The organism is Streptomyces sp. NPDC054872 (assembly GCF_053610705.1).
Genome location: NZ_JBSGYY010000022.1, coordinates 127,374 through 143,821, shown reverse-complemented (window position 1 = coordinate 143,821; position 16,448 = coordinate 127,374). Strand labels below are relative to the sequence as shown.

Here is a 16,448-nt window from a genome sequence, read left to right as displayed (position 1 = left end):
GAGGCCCCGATCTTCGACCTGGTCGACTACGGCGTGGTCGGCGACCTCTTCGACGTCGTCCCCGCCCTCACCGAAGAGGTCAACACCCGCAAGGGCTGAGCTTCTTCAGGCAGGACCAGCACGAGGCCTTCGCCACCGCGCACAGCCGCGGTGGCGAAGGCCTCGCCGCGTCACAGGCTCAGTGAGGCCTGCACCGGCAGATGGTCGCTCGGGAACTGGCCGCCCTGCGAGAAGGTGTTGATCACCGCGGAGTGGACCCGCACACCGGGCGTCGCCAGGATCCAGTCGATCCGGTCACCGTCCGGCACCAGGGGCCGGTAGCCGTGGAAGGTGGCATACGCCTTGCTGCGCTCGTCCGCCGCGTCCCAGGTGTCGACGAGACCGGCACCCAGCATCGTGTCGTACACCGGGTTCTTGTGTGCCGCGACATTGAAGTCGCCCGTGACCAGGAGCGGCAGGGACGGGTCGAGGCCGGCGATCCGTTCGGCGATCAGACTCGCGGCACGCGCGCGTGCGTACTGACTCGCGTTGTCGAGATGGGTGTTGAGGACGTACAGCTCGGTGTCCGTGCGCAGGTCGTGGAAGCGGACCAGGGTGACCATGCGGATGGAGCCGCCGCCCCAGGTGTTCGACCCGATGACGTCCGGGGTGTCGGAGAGCCAGTAGTGGTCGTACGAGACCGGCGCGAGTCTGCGGGTGTCGTAGAAGACGCTCATGAACTCGTCCCGGCTGCCGCCCGCGCGGCCGGTTCCGATCCAGTCGTAGTGTTGGCCCAGATCCGCGGCGATGTCCCGTACCTGATGGTAGAGGCCTTCCTGGGTGCCGATGACATGAGGGCGCGCGCGGCGGAGGAGTTCCCGGGTCACCGGGCGGCGGTCGGCCCAGGTGTTGGGCGGCGTGGTGCTCGCGTAGCGGAGGTTGAACGACATGACCTCCAGGCGGCGCCCCGCTCGCTCCACCGCGTGGGCGGGCGATGCGGCCAGCGCGGTGGTGAACAGGGGCACGGCCACCGCGGCGAGCGCGGTCTGCAGGCCGAGGCGGCGCGTTACTCGGGTGTCATTCGGCACGCGGTCTCCTTCAGTGGGTGGCGGTCAGGATGAGGTGCGGGCACGCGAGTGCGGAAGCAGGATCTGAGACAGGGGTGAACGGACGAGGTCCGGCAGACGAGAGGGTGTTGACCAGCGGGAAGGTCGCCGGATAACTTCGCCATACGGATTGTTGATTCCGTGGAGCGGAAACTCCGAGTAATCCTGAGTGGCCCTGAGTGTGAGGGCCCGATCGTGTGGAGGGTGCAGGAATGGGTCAGCAAGAGAAGGTGGCAACGAGCCTCGCGGGCGCGGTCAGCGAGGGCATCAGCGCTTCCCTCGCCCCGGTGGACGCGGAGCTCGAGCGCCGCTACCCCGGCGACCCGGGCACCCGCCAGCCGGTCCACACCGTGTACGTCCCCGGTGAGCTCTTCGGCGCCGATATCATCCGTACCTGGGGCGACCAGGCACTGAAGGCCCTCGACGAGCACGCTCCGGACGCCGCCTCCTTCGCGGGCGTCCTCGGCCTCGCCGACGACCTGGCTGCGCCGGTCTACGACCGCGTGCGCGCCAAGCTGGAGCGCGAGCCCATCGAGGACCTGCGCATCGACTTCGAGGACGGCTACAAGGGCGCGGACGAGGACCAGGACGCCGCCCGCGCGGCCCGCCTGATCGCCGAGGCCTACAAGAACGGCACCGCCGCCCCGTACATGGGCATCCGTATGAAGTGCATGGAGGAGGCGGTACGCGACCGCGCCATCCGCACCCTCGACATCTTCCTGTCCGGCCTCATGGAGGCGGGCGGGCTGCCCGACGGCCTCGTCCTGACCCTGCCCAAGGTCACCTACCCCGAGCAGGTCACCGCGATGGTGCACCTCCTGGAGGAGTTCGAGAAGGTTCGCGGCCTCGAGCCGGGCCGGATCGGCTTCGAGATCCAGATCGAGACCAGCCAGTCCATCCTGGCCACCGACGGCACCGCCACCGTGGCCCGCATGATCGGCGCCGCCGAGGGCCGCGCCACGGGTCTGCACTACGGCACCTTCGACTACAGCGCCTGCCTCGGTGTCAGCGCCGCCTACCAGACCAGCGACCACCCGGCCGCCGACCACGCCAAGGCGATCATGCAGGTCGCGGCAGCAGGCACCGGCGTACGCGTCTCGGACGGCTCCACCAACGTGCTGCCCATCGGCAGCACCGAGAAGGTCCACGACGCCTGGCGGCTGCACTACGGCCTCACGCGCCGCGCCCTTGCCCGCGCCTACTACCAGGGCTGGGACATGCACCCCGGCCACATCCCCACGCGCTACGCTGCCGTGTTCGCCTTCTACCGCGAGGGCTTCGAGCAGGCCGCCGCGCGCCTGTCCGCGTACGCCGCGCACCGCGAGGGCGGCGACGTGGCGGACGAGCCGGCATCGGCCAAGGCGCTCGCCGGATACCTGCTGCGCGGCCTGGACTGCGGCGCCCTCGACGTCGGCGAGGTCACCCGGCTCACCGGCCTGACGCTGGCCCGCCTGCAGCACTTCTCGGGCCCGCGCCGCGGGGACCTCACGCCTCACGGCAAGTAACTCCCGGCACGCGCTGTCACCCCTGCCCCGTAGTCTGTGAGCCACGCACAGTGGTGTCACAGGAACGGGGCAGCGGTGACTTCGGGGGATCAGGAACAGACCGGCGGTGTGGGCCGCCTGCTCGCCGGGCGCTATCGCGTGACCGCACAGCTCGGACGCGGCGGCATGGGCGTCGTCTGGCGCGCCGTCGACGAGGTGCTCGGCCGCGAGGTCGCCGTCAAGGAACTGCGCACGTACACGGACGCGGCCGGGCCCGAACTGGCCGACCTGCGCGTACGGATGCAGCGCGAGGCCCGCGCGGCCGCCCGGGTGCGCCATCCCGGAGTCGTCGCCGTGCACGACGTGGCGGAGGTCGACGGGCGGCCCCTGATCGTCATGGAACTGGTCGAAGGGCCATCCCTGGACGACGTACTGCGTGAGCGCGGCACCCTCGACCCCGGCGAGGCGGCGGCCATCGGCGCCAAGGTCATGGAGGCACTCGCCGCCGCCCACCGCGCGGGAGTCCTGCACCGCGACGTGAAGCCCGGCAACATCCTCCTGGAGACGCCCCGAGCCCTCGGCTCCGCTCGACCGGGGGAGACCCCGATCGGCCGCGTCGTCCTGACCGACTTCGGCATCGCCACGATGGACGACCCGGGGGACGGCTCCGCCACCCACCTCACGCGCAGCGGCGAACTCGTCGGCTCCCTGGACTACTTGGCACCCGAACGCGCCCAGGGGCAGGACCCCGGCCCCGCATCCGACGTATGGGCCCTGGGCGCCACGCTGTACGCGGCGGTCGAGGGAGCATCGCCCTTCCGCCGTACGTCGACGTGGTCCACGCTCACCGCGATCGTCACCGACCCGCTTCCCGAGCCGCAGAGAGCCGGGCCCCTCATCCCCGTGCTGCAACAGCTGATGCACAAGGACCCGCTGGCCCGGCCGGACGCGGAACAGGCGGCGCTGCTGCTGTCCGACGCGGCTGGCGGCGCGGTCACGGCCCCGCTGCGGGAGAACACGCGACGGCCCAGGGAGGCCACGGAGCGCAGCATCCCGAGCGGCCCACCGCCGGGCTTCGGACCACCGCTCGCCGACGGGGCGATGCCCTCCGGGGCCGTGCCGGCGCCCGCCGCCGTACCCCCTGGACGTCGCCCGCGCCGCGGCAGGGCGCTGCTCGCCGCGGTGGCCGTGGTCGTCGTCCTTGCGGCGACCGGCGTCACCGTCGCCCTCCTCAACGGCCCGGAGGACGGCGGAAGTCAGGCCGGGCGACCCGCGGCCTCCGGGGGAGCAGCCGAGCCGGAAGCCGACAGCAGCCGGGGCGCGCTGGACGGCACGGACGGCCCCAAGCCCTCGAAGCAAGGCGACGAGAAGTCCCGCAAGCCGGAGGCGAAGCCCTCCGCGGGCAAGGACGACGACCCCAAGTCCACGGACAGACCGGCGACCCGCCCCAAGCCCTCCACCGAGCCCACCGGGGACGGCGGCACGACAGGCGGCGGTTCCGACGGCTCCGGCGGCACGACGGGCGGCGGTGACGATCCGGCCCCCGAAGCCGCCTGCCACGCCGCGGGCGGCGGCAAGTACGACTGCTCGGTCTGGCGTACGGCGACGTCGTACACCGCGTCGGGCGCCGAGGCGGGCGTCCTGAACGCGGGCACGAACTACTTCTACTGCCAGCAGAACCTGGGCCGTCGCGAGACGCACGGCGAGTGGACGAACGTCTGGTGGGCGAAGACGGACGACGACAGCGGCAACAAGGACGTCTTCATCAGCGACGTCTACATCAAGGGCGGCGACAACGACAAGCCGCTGCCCGGCCTCCCCGTCTGCTGACCGCGCCCGCACTCCGCCCGCCGGCCGTCAGCCCGCGGGCGGCAGTTCGCCCGACCCGCGCTTGATGAGGCGCGTCGGGAGCTCGATGCGCTCCGGGGCGTCGGACGCGCCGTCCAGCTGACGGAACAGGCGTTCCGCGGCGGTCCTGCCCAGCTGCGCGGCGTCCTGGGCGACGACGGTCACGCCCGGCTGCAGCAGGTCGGCGAGCTCGATGTCGTCGAAGCCGACGAGGGCGACGGGGCGGGAGAGCCCGGCGAGGACGCGGACGACGGTCACCGTCACGCGGTTGTTGCCCGCGAAGATCGCCGTGACGGGGTCCGAGCCGCCCAGCATCGTCCTGGTGGCCTGCTCGACGCGGTCCGGGGCGGTGGGGCCGAGCGACATCCACTCGTCCTCGACGGGAATGCCCGCGTCCTCCATGGCGGCGCGGTAGCCGCGCAGGCGCTCTATGGCGGTGTGGATGCGCGGCTGGTCGCCGATGAAGCCGATGCGGCGGTGGCCGTGGGCGATGAGGTGGGCGACGCCGTCGCGCGCGCCGCCGAAGCTGTCGGAGAGCACGACATCGGCGTCGATCTTGCCCGCGGGCCGGTCGACGAAGACGGTCGCGACACCGGCGGCGATCTCCGGCTCCAGGTAGCGGTGGTCGTCACCGGCCGGAATGACGACGAGTCCGTCGACCCGGCGCGCGCACAGCGCGAGCACCAACTCCTGCTCGCGGTCCGGGTCTTCGGCGCTCGAACCGTTGATGAGGAGCGCGCCGTGGGCGCGGGCGACTTCCTCCACGGCGCGGCTGAGAGGGCCGTAGAAGGGGTCGGCGAGGTCTTCGAGGACGAGGCCGATGCTGGCCGTGCGGCCCTTGCGCAGGACGCGCGCGCTGTCGTTGCGCCGGAAGCCGAGGGCGTCGATGGCCTCCTGTACGCGGCGTTCGGTGTCCGGGGTGACGCCCGGCTCGCCGTTCACGACACGGGAGACCGTCTTGAGGCCGACTCCGGCGCGAGCGGCGACGTCCTTCATGGTCGGACGGTTGCCGTAGCGGGGTTCGGGTCGCTCGGGTCGGCTGGCGGTCTCGGCCACGGTGCGCTGTCCTGTCGTCGACGAAGGTGAGCTGAAAGTGGTGCTTATGTGATGTGGCGTCGAGCATAGAACCTGGACAACGTTGTCAGATGCAAGAGAGACTGTCCATCACATTCTCCGGCCTGCCCTTTCACAGGAGAGCGGCCTGTCCTTTCACCAGGAGATCTGACACTGATGCACACGGACCTCGTCGCCGCACTCGACATCGGCGGCACCAAGATCGCCGGCGCCCTGGTGGACGGGCGCGGCCGGATCCTGCTGCGCGCCCAGCGGCCCACGCCCGCGCGCGAGGACGGCGACACCGTGATGCGGGCGGTCGAAGAGGTCATCGGCGAGCTCACGCGTTCCCCGATGTGGGGCAGGGCGCGCGCGGTGGGAATCGGCAGCGCGGGCCCCGTGGACGCGTCGGCGGGGACGGTCAGCCCGGTGAACGTCCCCGGCTGGCGCGGCTACCCGCTGGTCGAGCGGGTGCGCGCGGCCACCGGCGGCCTCCCGGTCGAGCTGGTCGGGGACGGCGTCGCGATGACGGCGGCCGAGCACTGGCAGGGCGCGGCCCGCGGGCACGACAACGCCCTGTGTCTCGTGGTGTCCACGGGCGTCGGGGGCGGCCTGATCCTCGGGGGCAAGCTGCACCCCGGCCCCACCGGGAACGCGGGGCACATCGGTCACATCAGCGTCGACCTGGACGGCGACCCCTGCCCGTGCGGTGCGCGCGGGTGTGTGGAGCGCATAGCCAGTGGGCCCAACATCGCCCGCCGCGCGTGGGAGGGCGGCTGGCGGCCGGGGCCCGACGGCGACACGTCCGCCGCCGCGGTGGCCCTCGCCGCGCGCACCGGGGACCCGGTCGCCGTCGCCTCCTTCGAGCGGGCGGCGCAGGCGCTCGCCGCGGGGATCGCCGCGACGGCGACGCTCGTCGAGATCGACATCGCGGTCATCGGGGGCGGGGTGGGCAAGGCGGGAGACGTGCTCTTCGAGCCGCTGCGGCGCTCCCTGAAGGACTACGCCACGCTCTCGTTCGTACGCCAACTGACCGTGGCCCCGGCCTTGATGGGCACGGACGCGGGTCTCGTGGGGGCCGCGGCCGCCGCGCTCAGCCAGGAGGAGAGGGCCGCGGACCTGCGGCCCGCGGTGGGGAGCTGACCGCTCGCGCCGCGAGGAGGCGCCTTTCGTGGCCGTGGACCGGACGCGCGGCCGCGTACCGGACGCACGGCCATGGACCGGATTCGTGGCCTCGGGCCAGTGCCGTGGCCGCAGGCCGTAGATCCTGGCCTTTCCAGCTCCTGCGGCCGCACTTCATCGCGGGGCCGACGTCGGGGTCCGACAGGGGGTGAGCCGTCCGCATGATCCGGTCCGTGTCATGGGCTGTCATGTCCCGCTCCGACCAGCGCGATTGAGAGTGTCGGGGCGTGGCCACCGACAACACTCAGCAGACGGAGCGCTCCGCATGAAAGCCCCGAGGCACGCCCGTGAGATTCCCGGCCTGTGCTGGGACGAGAGGCCCGGTGATGTCCTGCACTGCACCCTCGGGCAGGACCACGCCGGCGACCACTTCCACGCCTACACCCGGACCAGGTGGCCCAACCGTGCCCGCGCGCCCCGGCCCGCCGCGAAGCCACGGTGAGTGACCCGTTCACACGGGGTGTGAACGGAATGCATATATGCACCGTGCGCGCCTACTCCCGGCGACGGCGTCCGCGAGGCAGGCTTATGGTGCTGCCCGGACCCCGCAGCACCCCTGAGCCCACTCCAGTGGCCGCCGAGAGCCTGCCGCCTCTGGCGCGGGCTCACTTCTGCCGCAGTGCCTCTTCCAGCGTGGGGACGGGCGACAGCAGGGGAGTGAGGCCCGTGAGGCGCAGGACGCGGAGCGTCAGGGGGTTGGTGCAGACCACGGCGAGGCGGGCGTCCCTGGCGTTCGTGCGGCGGCGCGCACGCACCAGCAGACCGAGGCCGGAGCAGTCGAAGAACGTGGTGTGGGTGAGGTCGATGACCACTGTGGTCGCCGTACCGCCGGTGATGGGGTCGAGGAGCGGGACGATCTGCTGATAGGCCAACAGGTCGACCTCGCCGTGCAGTTCGACGACGACCGCGCCGTTGTGGCCGTACACGCGGGGCTGGTGATCGGAGTCCTCGAAAGCGAATTCGTTCAGTGCATCGAGTTGCACATGTCCCCCCAGTGTCGAGCATCGGCCGGATCCTCGCGTGAGCGGGGCGCATCGGAAGAGCCGGATTCAGGAGGTCACCAGGGGCTGGGGCGCCTGGCGGATCACGCTAGCGGCGGAGGGCGTGCCCCGCAGTGAGGGAACGATTCATGCAGGGTGACTGCCACCCGATGGGGTGAAGTGAATGCGAATCGCTTGACAGTTTAGGGCGCCTTTCGGCCCTGGGGGTGGCGGCCTCATCAGGGCCTGGTTTCCGTGGCAGGGTGTTGCGGGCAAGCCACAGGGGGCCAACAGAAGAGGGGGAACCGTGATCGTCTGGGTCAACGGCGCGTTCGGTGCGGGCAAGACCAGCGCCGCACGGGAACTGATCGAGCTGATCCCGAACAGCACACTCTTCGACCCCGAGGTCATCGGCGGCAGCCTGCACGAACTGCTGCCCGCCAAGCGCCTCGCCGAGGTGAGCGACTACCAGGACCTGCCGCTCTGGCGGCGGCTCGTCGTGGACACGGCGGCAGCCCTGCTCGCCGAGGTCGGCGGCGTCCTCGTGGTGCCGATGACCCTGCTCCGGCAGGACTACCGCGACGAGATCTTCGGCGGTCTCGCCTCGCGCAGGATCGCCGTGTGCCATGTCGTTCTGGCCCCGGATGAAACGATCCTGCGCGAGCGGATATCAGGCCGCCCGGTGCCGGACCTGCCGGAGGGCGACACGCGCGTACGGCAGTGGTCGTTCGCCCACATCGAGCCGTACCGCGCCGCGCTCGCGGGCTGGCTCGGCGCCGACGCCCACCGCATCGACACCGGCGCGCTCAGCCCCTGGGAGACCGCCGCGCGCATCGCCGACGCCGTACGTACCGGGGCGGCGTCCGTCTGCGACATCGTGCAGACCCCGGAGCCCACCGCGGAAACGCTCGCGGCCGGTGTGCTGCTCTTCGACGAGCGGGACCGGGTGCTGCTCGTCGACCCGACGTACAAGGCCGGCTGGGAGTTCCCCGGCGGCGTCGTCGAACCAGGAGAGGCGCCCGCGCGCGCGGGCATGCGCGAGGTGGCAGAGGAGACCGGCATCCAACTCGCCGACGTGCCCCGGCTCCTCGTCGCCGACTGGGAACCGCCGAGGCCGCCCGGCTACGGAGGCATGCGGTTCCTCTTCGACGGCGGGCGCCTCGACAGCGCCGAGGCGCGCCAGATGCTGCTGCCCGGCCCCGAACTGCGCGACTGCCGCTTCGTCACCGAGCAGGAGGCGGCCCTGCTGCTGCCCCCCGTGCGCTACGAACGGCTGCGCTGGGCCCTGCGCGCGCGGGAGCGCGGGGTCACCCTGTACCTGGAGGCGGGGGTCCCGGTCGGCCCCGAATGATCTACGGGCATCAGCCCTCGGCGTACCGCTCGACGGCGGCCCGCAGCACGGCTTTCCGACAGCTCCCGGACCTCTCGGGGGAGCACCGGAGGGTTGTCGGCCGAGGGCAGAGGGATTGCTCCCCCTGCCCCGTCCGCCGGTGGGTCAGCTCGCCGCGTACTTCTGGAGGAACAGCGCCTCCGCGACCGAGAGCCGCTCCAACTCCTCGGGCGACACACTCTCGTTGACCGCGTGGATCTGCGCCTCGGGCTCGCTCAGGCCGATCAGCAGGATCTCCGCACGGGGGTACAGCGCGGCGAGGGTGTTGCACAGCGGGATCGAGCCGCCCTGCCCCGCGTACTGCATCTCCTCGCCCGGGTACGCCTCGCCCATCGCCTCCGCCATCGCCGCGTACGCCGGGCTCGTGGTGTCCGCGCGGAACGGCTGGCCCTGCCCGATCTGCTCGGTGGTCACCTGCGCACCCCAGGGGGTGTGCGTCTCCAGGTGCGCCTGGAGCAGCTTGGTGGCCTCGGCCGCGTCCACGCCCGGCGGCACCCGCAGGCTGATCAGCGCCCGCGCGGCCGCCTGCACGGACGGGGTCGCGCCGACCACCGGCGGGCAGTCGATGCCGAGCACCGTGACTGCGGGGCGCGCCCAGATGCGGTCGGCGACCGTGCCCTTGCCGACCAGACGTACGCCGTCGAGGACCTTGGCGTCCTTGCGGAAGTCGTCCTCCTCGTACTGAAGCCCGTCCCACACCTCGTCGCCGGTGAGCCCGTCGACCGTCGTCGAACCGTCCTCCGCACGCAGCGAGTCGAGCACCCGCACCAGCGCCGCGAGCGCGTCGGGGGCCGCGCCGCCGAACTGTCCCGAGTGCAGATTGCCCGCAAGCGTGTCGATGCGGACGCGCACGAGGGTCATGCCGCGGAGCGTGGCGGTCACCGTCGGCAGGCCGACGCGGAAGTTGCCCGCGTCGCCGATGACGATGGTGTCGGCGGCGAGGAGGTCGGGGTGCTGCTCGGCGTACCGCTCGAGACCGCCCGTGCCCTGCTCCTCGGAGCCCTCGGCGATCACCTTGACGGTGACCGGGACGCCGCCGTTCGCCTTCAGGGCGCGCAGCGCGAGCAGGTGCATCAGGACGCCGCCCTTGCAGTCGGCGCTGCCGCGTCCGTACCAGCGTCCTTCGCGCTCCGTCAGCTCGAACGGCGGGCTGGTCCATGCCGCCTCGTCGAGCGGCGGCTGCACGTCGTAGTGCGCGTAGAGCAGCACGGTGGGAGCGCCCTCGGGGCCGGGCAGCAGGCCGTACACCGACTGGGTGCCGTCCGGGGTGTCGAGCAGGGCCACGTCCTGGAACCCCTCGGCGCGCAGCGCGTCCGCCACCCAGTTCGCGGCGGCCTCGCTCTCGCTCCTGGGGAACTGGTCGAAGTCCGCCACCGACTTGAAGGCCACCAGTTCGGTGAGCTCCGCCTTCGCCCTCGGCATGAGTGAGGCGATGGTCTCGGTGATCGGATCCGGCGACATGGGCACGCTCCTCGTGGGTGCGACGTTGTACGTACGTGGGCGTGGTGATCCTCCCACAGCAGGGTGCCCGAGGTGCCCGCCGTAGGATGCCCTGGAAAGCGCGGCCAACAGCTGGATCGGGAGCGGTAGACCAACGTGAGCAGCGAGAACTCAGCGGACGACGCGCAGTACGTATGGGACGTCGTCGTGGTGGGAGCAGGACCCGCGGGGGCCTCGGCGGCCTACGCGGCAGCCGTCGCGGGACGCAGCGTCCTCGTCCTGGAGAAAGCCGAACTGCCTCGGTACAAGACGTGTGGCGGCGGCATCATCGGCCCCTCGCGTGACGCGCTCCCGCCGGGGTTCGAGCTGCCCTTCAGGGACCGGGTGCACGCGGTGACGTTCTCCCTGGACGGCAAGTTCGCACGGACGCGCCGCTCGAAGCAGATGCTCTTCGGGCTGATCAACCGCCCCGAGTTCGACCAGCAACTGGTCGAGCACGCGCAGAAGGCGGGCGCCGAGGTGCGCACCGGCGTCACCGTCGCGCGCGTGGAGCAGCACGGCTCCGTGGTGCCCGACCGGCGGACGGTCGCGGTGGTCCTGCAGGGCGGCGAGACGGTGCTGGCGCGCGCGGTCGTCGGGGCCGACGGCAGTGCGAGCCGCATAGGAGCACATGTCGGCGTGAAGCTGGACCAGGTGGACCTGGGCCTGGAAGCCGAGATCCCGGTGCCGCAGAGCGTCGCCGAGGACTGGGCGGGCCGTGTGCTCATCGACTGGGGTCCCATGCCGGGCAGTTACGGCTGGGTGTTCCCCAAGGGCGACACCCTCACCGTCGGTGTCATCTCCGCGCGCGGTGAAGGCTCGGCCACCAAGCGGTATTTGGAGGACTTCATCGCCCGCCTCGGGCTCGCGGGCTTCGAGCCGAGCATCTCCTCCGGCCATCTCACGCGCTGCCGCAGCGACGACTCGCCGCTCTCGCGCGGCCGGGTCCTGGTGTGCGGTGACGCGGCGGGTCTCCTTGAGCCGTGGACCCGCGAGGGCATCTCCTTCGCGCTGCGCTCGGGGCGGCTCGCGGGGGAGTGGGCGGTGCGGATCGGTGAGGCGCACGACGCGGTCGACGCCCGCCGCCAGGCCTTGAACTACGCCTTCGCCGTCAAGGCGGGCCTCGGTGTCGAGATGAGCGTGGGCAAGCGCATGCTCGCCCTCTTCGAGCGCCGCCCGGGCACGCTGCACGCGGCGATCACCGGGTTCCGGCCCGCGTGGAACGCGTTCGCGAGGATCACCCGCGGTTCGACGACGCTCGGCGAGCTGGTGCGCAACCATCCGCTGGCGGGACGGGCGCTGAGCGCCTTCGACCGGTAGGCGGAATCCACCCGCGGGCGTTAGGCGGAATCCACCCGCAGGCGCCCGGCCTCACTTGGTGAGGGTGACGCGGAAGACGGGGTGGTCGCCCGCGGCCGCCTCGATCTCCGCGTCCGTGGACTTCGCGGTGACGCCCTTGAAGTACTGGTTGACCTCCCAGCCCCACTTCTCCAGGTAGCCGCGAAGGAGCGGCAGCTTGTGCGCGTCCGGGACCTCCTCCACCGTGAACGCGCGCACCTTGCGGCCCACGCGCAGCTCGCCTCCGCCCGCCGCGCGCATGTTGCGCACCCACTGCGAGTGGCCGCGCGCCGAGACCAGGTACTGGGCGCCTTCGTATGTGAAGGGGTTGACCGGGATGCGCTGCATCTGGCCGCTCTTGCGTCCCCGTACGGAGAGCTCGGCTGATCCCATCAGGCTGATTCCGCGCCGTGCCAGCCAGCCGATCACGCTGTTCAGCCGCACGGCGAGCGGGCTGCCCTTGAGGTAGTAGGGGGTGGGGGAGCCCGAGGAGGAGGAAGCGGAGGACGACGAAGACGATGAGGACGACGAAGACATGGTGACCGCCAGAGTCGGGAGAGTTTCCGAGAGCACTGCTCTCGCTTGAGAGCAGTGTGCACGAGACGGGTGCTCCATTACAAGAGCAGTGCTCTCTAATTTGTGCGGAGCTCGGTTCGCGGTGCACTGCTCACCTTTTGGTGCACTGCTCCGAACTCGTGGCACACTGCCCGTATGAGCAGCGCCACCAGCGGGGCCAGGGCCCGCGCCCGAGCCGAAGTCACCGCCGCCATCAAGGACGAGGCACGCAGACAACTGGCGGCCGACGGGGCGGCCAAGCTCTCGCTGCGCGCCGTCGCCCGCGAACTCGGCATGGTGTCCTCCGCCCTCTACCGCTACTTCCCCAGCCGCGACGAACTCCTGACCGCGCTCATCATCGACGCCTACGACTCCCTCGGCGCCGCAGCCGAGGCGGCGCACGCCGAGGTCGCGTCCGCCGAACCCGTGCGGCGCTGGACGGTCGTGTGCGAAGCCGTGCGGACCTGGGCCCTCGCGCATCCCCACGAGTACGCCCTCATCTACGGCTCGCCCGTCCCCGGCTACAGCGCGCCCGCCTCCACGATCGAAGCCGCCGCTCGCGTGGGACTGCTGCTCGTCGGCATCGTGCGCGATGCCCACCAGGGGCGCGGTGTCGCCGTGCGGCCGTTGCCGGAAGGGCTGCGCCCGGAGGCCGAGCGCATTGCCGCCGATCTCGCGCCCGACCTGCCGCCGGCGGTGATCGCGGCGATGGTCGCGGCGTGGGCCCAGCTGTTCGGGCTCGTCGGCTTCGAGGTGTTCGGGCAGTTCAACCGCGTCGTCGAGGACCGTACGGAGTTCTTCTCGTACGCGGCGACGCAACTCGCCCACGGAGTCGGCCTGCTGGAGCAGAAGTAGGTCCGCAACGGCAGCCGCGCCCTCAGGCCGCCGTCACGGGGGTCTGCGGGCGCGTGGCGAGCAGCTCAGGATCCTGGCGCAGCATCCGCTCGTGCAGGGACCGCAGCGCGGGGCCCGGGTCCGCGCCCATGGCGTCCGCGATCCGGTGCCGTGCCGCTTCGAAGGCGAGCAGGGCGTCCGAGGAGCGGCCGGTTCGGTACAGGGCGTTCATCAGGAGCTCCACCGGGCGCTCGCGCAGGGGGTGGGCGGCCACAAGCCGGATGAGTTCGTGGACGTACTCGAAGGAGCGGCCGAGTTCGATCTCCCCCGCGATCCTGGCCTCCACGACGGTGAGGCGTTTCTCGCGCCACCGGAGCCGTTCGGCCGCCAGGTAGGGCGCGTTGAGACCTTCCGCGAACTCGCCGCGCCACAACGCCTCGGCCCGGTCGACGAGTTCGCCCGCGCGCAGCAGCCGCCCCGCGTCGCGCGCGGTGAGCGCCTCATCGATCAACTGCCGCCGCTCGCGCAGATCGTCGGCCACCGCGCCGGAGAGCCGGTAGCCACTGCCGGTCCACGTGAGGGTCGGACCCGCCGTGTCCCCGCCTGCCTCCGCACCCGCGCCCGTGAAGGCCCGCCGCACCCCGGAGACGTACTTCTGCACGAGATTGCGCACATGAGCGGGCGGTGCGTCGCCCCACACCGCGTCGACGAGACCTTCGTACGAGAGGGGCCGCCCCTCCTGGAGGAGCAGTACGGCGAGCACGGCGCGCTCCTTCGGCGGCCCGAGCCGCACCTCCTCGCCGTCGCGCAACACCCGCAGCGGGCCCAGCAGTTCGAAACGCATCCCCGTGGACAACCCCGCACCACCCATGAGCCGAGCGTAACCCGGACCGGCCGCCCGCCTTCCAGTGGATCTTCCAGCGAGCCTTCCAGCAGCGGGCGCGACCGTGGCGCCACCGGATCCCGTAGGGGGATCCCGGCAGAGAGGCACACAGCGATGCTGACCCGGCTCGGCCGATGCGTGGTGCGGCACAGCCGCGCCGTCCTGATCGGCGTGGTACTGGCCTTCCTCGGCCTCGGCGCCTACGGAGCCGGCGCCCAGGCCGACCTCGACCTCGCGCGCTGGGACGCGCCAGGCACCCAGTCCATGCGCGCGGCGGACATCCTGCGCGAGGAGTACGGCACGGGGAACCCCAACCTCGCGCTCCTCGTGACGGCCCGCGACGGCGACGTCGACTCACCGCGTACGACGGCTGCCGCCCGCCAACTGGCAGCCGAGGTACGGGACATCCCGGGCGTCACGGACGTCAGCGCCTACTGGACCGGCAAGAGCCGCGCCCTGCGTGCCGCCGACGGTGAACGCGCCCTGATCCTCGCCCGTCTGGAGGGCAACGCCACCGACACCCGCGAACGCCTCGCCACCCTGTCGCCCGAACTCGCGCGAAGCACACCCGATATGACGGTTTCCGTCGGCGGCCAGGAGGAGATCTCACGGCAGGTCGGCGAGCAGGCCCGTACCGACTTCCTGCGCGCCGAGATGTTCGCCCTCCCCGCCGTCGTGCTCCTGCTGATCCTGGTCTACCGGCGCACGGTGGCCGCCCTCCTGACCGTCGGCGTCGGGCTGCTCTCCGTCGTCGGCACGCTCGCCGGGCTCCGGGCGATCGCACAGGTCACCGAGGTGTCGACGTTCGCAGCGAACCTCGCACTGGTCCTCGGTCTCGGGCTCGGCATCGACTACAGCCTCTTCGTCATCAACCGCTACCGCGAGGAACGGCAGGCGGGGCACGTCCAACGGGAAGCCGTGATCCGCGCGACCGCCACCGCCGGACGCACCGTGATCTTCAGCGGGGTCACCGTGGCGGTCTCGCTCTGCGCGCTTCTGGTCTTCCCGTTCTTCTTCCTGAGCTCCTTCGCCTACGCGGGGATCCTCGTCGTCGTGACCGCGGTGGCCGGAGCGCTGCTCCTGCTGCCCGCCGCGCTCGCCCGCTGGGGTCACCGGGTGGAACGCCGGGAACGCCCGGGGCGCCCGCGGCGCGCGGAGGCGGGCGGCTTCTGGCAGCGGATCGCGCTCACCGCCATGCGCCGCCCGATCGCCATGGGCGCGGCCGTGGTGGGGGTCCTGCTGCTCGCCGCGTCTCCGCTGCTCGGCCTGCGGTTCGGGTTGCCGGACGAGCGGACCCTGCCCGCGGGCACCTCCTCCCGCACCACATCCGAGATCGTCCACAAGGAGTTCCCCGCCGAGCCGACCGACACCGTCCAGGTCCTGCTCCGGGAGGCGACGAGCGCCCAGGAGACGCAGCGGTACGCCGCCGGACTCTCCCGCGTCCAGGGCGTGTTCCAGGTCGATGCCCCCACCGGCAGCTACCAGGACGGCCGCCGCACCGGGCCTTCGACGCTCGCCCCAGGACGAGACGGCACCCGGCTCGCCGTCGTCCCGACCCAGGCGGCGATGTACGGCGACGTGCCCGCCTTCGTCGAGACCGTCCGCGACACCCCGGCCCCAGCGACCGTCCTGGTCGGCGGCTATCCGGCCGAGACCACCGACTTCCGGGCCACCCTCCTCGACCGTCTTCCGTACGCCGTCGGTCTGATCCTCCTCGCCACCTTCGGCGTCCTCTTCCTGATGACCGGCAGCCTGCTCCTGCCCGCCAAGGCGACCGTGCTCAATCTGCTCAGCCTGTCGGTGATGTTCGGGTGCCTTGTGTGGGTCTTCCAGGAGGGCCACCTGTCGGGGCTGCTCGGCTTCACGCCCACCGGGTCGATCGAGCCGAGCATCCCGGTGCTGATGTTCTGCGTCGCCTACGGCCTGTCGATGGACTACGAGGTGTTCATGCTGGCGCGGATCAAGGAGGAGTACGAGCGGGTCGGCGACACGGAGCAAGCGGTGGCGACCGGGATCCGGCAGAGCGCCCCGCTGATCACCGCGGCGGCCGGGATCCTCGCCCTCTCGTTCCTCACGTACGCGACCGGGGGCGTCGTCTTCCTGAAGGAACTCGGCGTCGGCACCGCCGTGACGATCCTCGTGGACGCCACCCTCATCCGCGTGGTCCTGCTGCCCGTCGCCATGCGGCTCGCGGGCCGCGCCAACTGGTGGGCGCCGGGTCCGCTGCAGCGGCTGCACCGGCGCCTCGGCCTGCGCGAAGGTGCGGGCGGGGGTGCGCAGGGCAGCGCGGAGAGCAGCGAGGACCCCGAGGTACTCCCGCGGGAGTACGCGTGATCG

14 protein-coding genes and 1 pseudogene are annotated in these 16,448 nt (G+C 71.9%); 9 read left to right on the top strand and 6 right to left on the bottom strand.

The window, feature by feature from the left end:
- Positions 1-99, top strand: a pseudogene (locus tag ACWGIH_RS25850) (electron transfer flavoprotein subunit alpha/FixB family protein); the annotation flags it as partial.
- Between the two features lie 71 nt (positions 100-170).
- Here the strand turns inward: ACWGIH_RS25850 and ACWGIH_RS25845 are convergent.
- Positions 171-1,067 carry an endonuclease/exonuclease/phosphatase family protein gene (locus ACWGIH_RS25845; protein ID WP_453446329.1) on the bottom strand — a complete coding sequence of 299 codons (897 nt, stop codon included), beginning with the start codon at positions 1,065-1,067 and terminating at the stop codon, positions 171-173.
- 230 nt (positions 1,068-1,297) lie between these two features.
- On the opposite strand from ACWGIH_RS25845, the gene ACWGIH_RS25840 reads away from it, so the two are divergent.
- Positions 1,298-2,590, top strand: coding sequence for a DUF6986 family protein (locus ACWGIH_RS25840; protein WP_453446331.1), 1,293 nt, complete (start codon positions 1,298-1,300; stop codon positions 2,588-2,590).
- Positions 2,591-2,665: 75 nt separating this feature from the next.
- The gene (locus ACWGIH_RS25835; RefSeq protein WP_453446332.1) at positions 2,666-4,399 is read left to right on the top strand and encodes a serine/threonine-protein kinase; all 1,734 of its coding nucleotides are present in this window, start codon (positions 2,666-2,668) and stop codon (positions 4,397-4,399) included.
- Positions 4,400-4,426: 27 nt separating this feature from the next.
- Here ACWGIH_RS25835 and ACWGIH_RS25830 read toward each other — a convergent pair whose 3' ends face one another.
- Entirely contained in the window at positions 4,427-5,473 is a 1,047-nt protein-coding gene (locus tag ACWGIH_RS25830) for a LacI family DNA-binding transcriptional regulator (RefSeq protein ID WP_453446334.1), read from the bottom strand.
- A 174-nt stretch (positions 5,474-5,647) separates the two neighbouring features.
- Here ACWGIH_RS25830 and ACWGIH_RS25825 point away from each other — a divergent pair, with 174 nt between their 5' ends.
- Both ACWGIH_RS25825 and ACWGIH_RS25820 read left to right on the top strand, forming a co-directional pair.
- On the top strand, positions 5,648-6,613 hold the full coding sequence (locus ACWGIH_RS25825) for an ROK family protein (RefSeq protein ID WP_453446336.1): 966 nt from the start codon (positions 5,648-5,650) through the stop codon (positions 6,611-6,613).
- 304 nt (positions 6,614-6,917) lie between these two features.
- Complete coding sequence (locus ACWGIH_RS25820) at positions 6,918-7,094, top strand: hypothetical protein (RefSeq protein ID WP_453446337.1); 177 nt, start codon at positions 6,918-6,920, stop codon at positions 7,092-7,094.
- 163 nt (positions 7,095-7,257) lie between these two features.
- On the opposite strand, the gene ACWGIH_RS25815 is transcribed toward ACWGIH_RS25820, so the two are convergent.
- A complete protein-coding gene (locus ACWGIH_RS25815; protein ID WP_453446339.1) occupies positions 7,258-7,635 on the bottom strand; it encodes an STAS domain-containing protein in 378 nt (125 codons plus the stop codon).
- A 304-nt stretch (positions 7,636-7,939) separates the two neighbouring features.
- Here ACWGIH_RS25815 and ACWGIH_RS25810 point away from each other — a divergent pair, with 304 nt between their 5' ends.
- Positions 7,940-8,983 carry an NUDIX domain-containing protein gene (locus ACWGIH_RS25810; protein ID WP_453446341.1) on the top strand — a complete coding sequence of 348 codons (1,044 nt, stop codon included), beginning with the start codon at positions 7,940-7,942 and terminating at the stop codon, positions 8,981-8,983.
- A 144-nt stretch (positions 8,984-9,127) separates the two neighbouring features.
- Here the strand turns inward: ACWGIH_RS25810 and ACWGIH_RS25805 are convergent, their stop codons facing one another.
- The gene (locus tag ACWGIH_RS25805) at positions 9,128-10,483 is read right to left on the bottom strand and encodes a M20/M25/M40 family metallo-hydrolase (RefSeq protein ID WP_453446342.1); all 1,356 of its coding nucleotides are present in this window, start codon (positions 10,481-10,483) and stop codon (positions 9,128-9,130) included.
- Between the two features lie 135 nt (positions 10,484-10,618).
- On the opposite strand from ACWGIH_RS25805, the gene ACWGIH_RS25800 reads away from it, so the two are divergent.
- Positions 10,619-11,821, top strand: coding sequence for a geranylgeranyl reductase family protein (locus tag ACWGIH_RS25800; protein WP_453446344.1), 1,203 nt, complete (start codon positions 10,619-10,621; stop codon positions 11,819-11,821).
- A 51-nt stretch (positions 11,822-11,872) separates the two neighbouring features.
- Here ACWGIH_RS25800 and ACWGIH_RS25795 read toward each other — a convergent pair whose 3' ends face one another.
- A complete protein-coding gene (locus tag ACWGIH_RS25795; RefSeq protein ID WP_453446346.1) occupies positions 11,873-12,376 on the bottom strand; it encodes a nitroreductase family deazaflavin-dependent oxidoreductase in 504 nt (167 codons plus the stop codon).
- Positions 12,377-12,550: 174 nt separating this feature from the next.
- Here ACWGIH_RS25795 and ACWGIH_RS25790 point away from each other — a divergent pair, with 174 nt between their 5' ends.
- Positions 12,551-13,249, top strand: a complete 699-nt coding sequence (locus ACWGIH_RS25790; RefSeq protein ID WP_453446348.1) for a TetR/AcrR family transcriptional regulator — start codon at positions 12,551-12,553, stop codon at positions 13,247-13,249.
- Positions 13,250-13,271: 22 nt separating this feature from the next.
- Here the strand turns inward: ACWGIH_RS25790 and ACWGIH_RS25785 are convergent, their stop codons facing one another.
- Positions 13,272-14,099, bottom strand: a complete 828-nt coding sequence (locus ACWGIH_RS25785; RefSeq protein ID WP_453446350.1) for an AfsR/SARP family transcriptional regulator — start codon at positions 14,097-14,099, stop codon at positions 13,272-13,274.
- Between the two features lie 126 nt (positions 14,100-14,225).
- On the opposite strand from ACWGIH_RS25785, the gene ACWGIH_RS25780 reads away from it, so the two are divergent.
- On the top strand, positions 14,226-16,445 hold the full coding sequence (locus tag ACWGIH_RS25780) for an MMPL family transporter (RefSeq protein WP_453446352.1): 2,220 nt from the start codon (positions 14,226-14,228) through the stop codon (positions 16,443-16,445).
- Positions 16,446-16,448 lie beyond the last annotated feature (3 nt).

Excerpts from the sequence above, each read along its gene's own strand:
- ACWGIH_RS25840 (WP_453446331.1), top strand. The coding sequence starts at position 1,298 with ATGGGTCAGCAAGAGAAGGTGGCAACGAGCCTCGCGGGCGCGGTCAGC.
- ACWGIH_RS25825 (WP_453446336.1), top strand. The coding sequence starts at position 5,648 with ATGCACACGGACCTCGTCGCCGCACTCGACATCGGCGGCACCAAGATC.
- ACWGIH_RS25780 (WP_453446352.1), top strand. The coding sequence starts at position 14,226 with ATGCTGACCCGGCTCGGCCGATGCGTGGTGCGGCACAGCCGCGCCGTC.
- ACWGIH_RS25785 (WP_453446350.1), bottom strand. The coding sequence starts at position 14,099 with ATGGGTGGTGCGGGGTTGTCCACGGGGATGCGTTTCGAACTGCTGGGC.
- ACWGIH_RS25790 (WP_453446348.1), top strand. The coding sequence starts at position 12,551 with ATGAGCAGCGCCACCAGCGGGGCCAGGGCCCGCGCCCGAGCCGAAGTC.
- ACWGIH_RS25795 (WP_453446346.1), bottom strand. The coding sequence starts at position 12,376 with ATGTCTTCGTCGTCCTCATCGTCTTCGTCGTCCTCCGCTTCCTCCTCC.
- ACWGIH_RS25820 (WP_453446337.1), top strand. The coding sequence starts at position 6,918 with ATGAAAGCCCCGAGGCACGCCCGTGAGATTCCCGGCCTGTGCTGGGAC.
- ACWGIH_RS25805 (WP_453446342.1), bottom strand. The coding sequence starts at position 10,483 with ATGTCGCCGGATCCGATCACCGAGACCATCGCCTCACTCATGCCGAGG.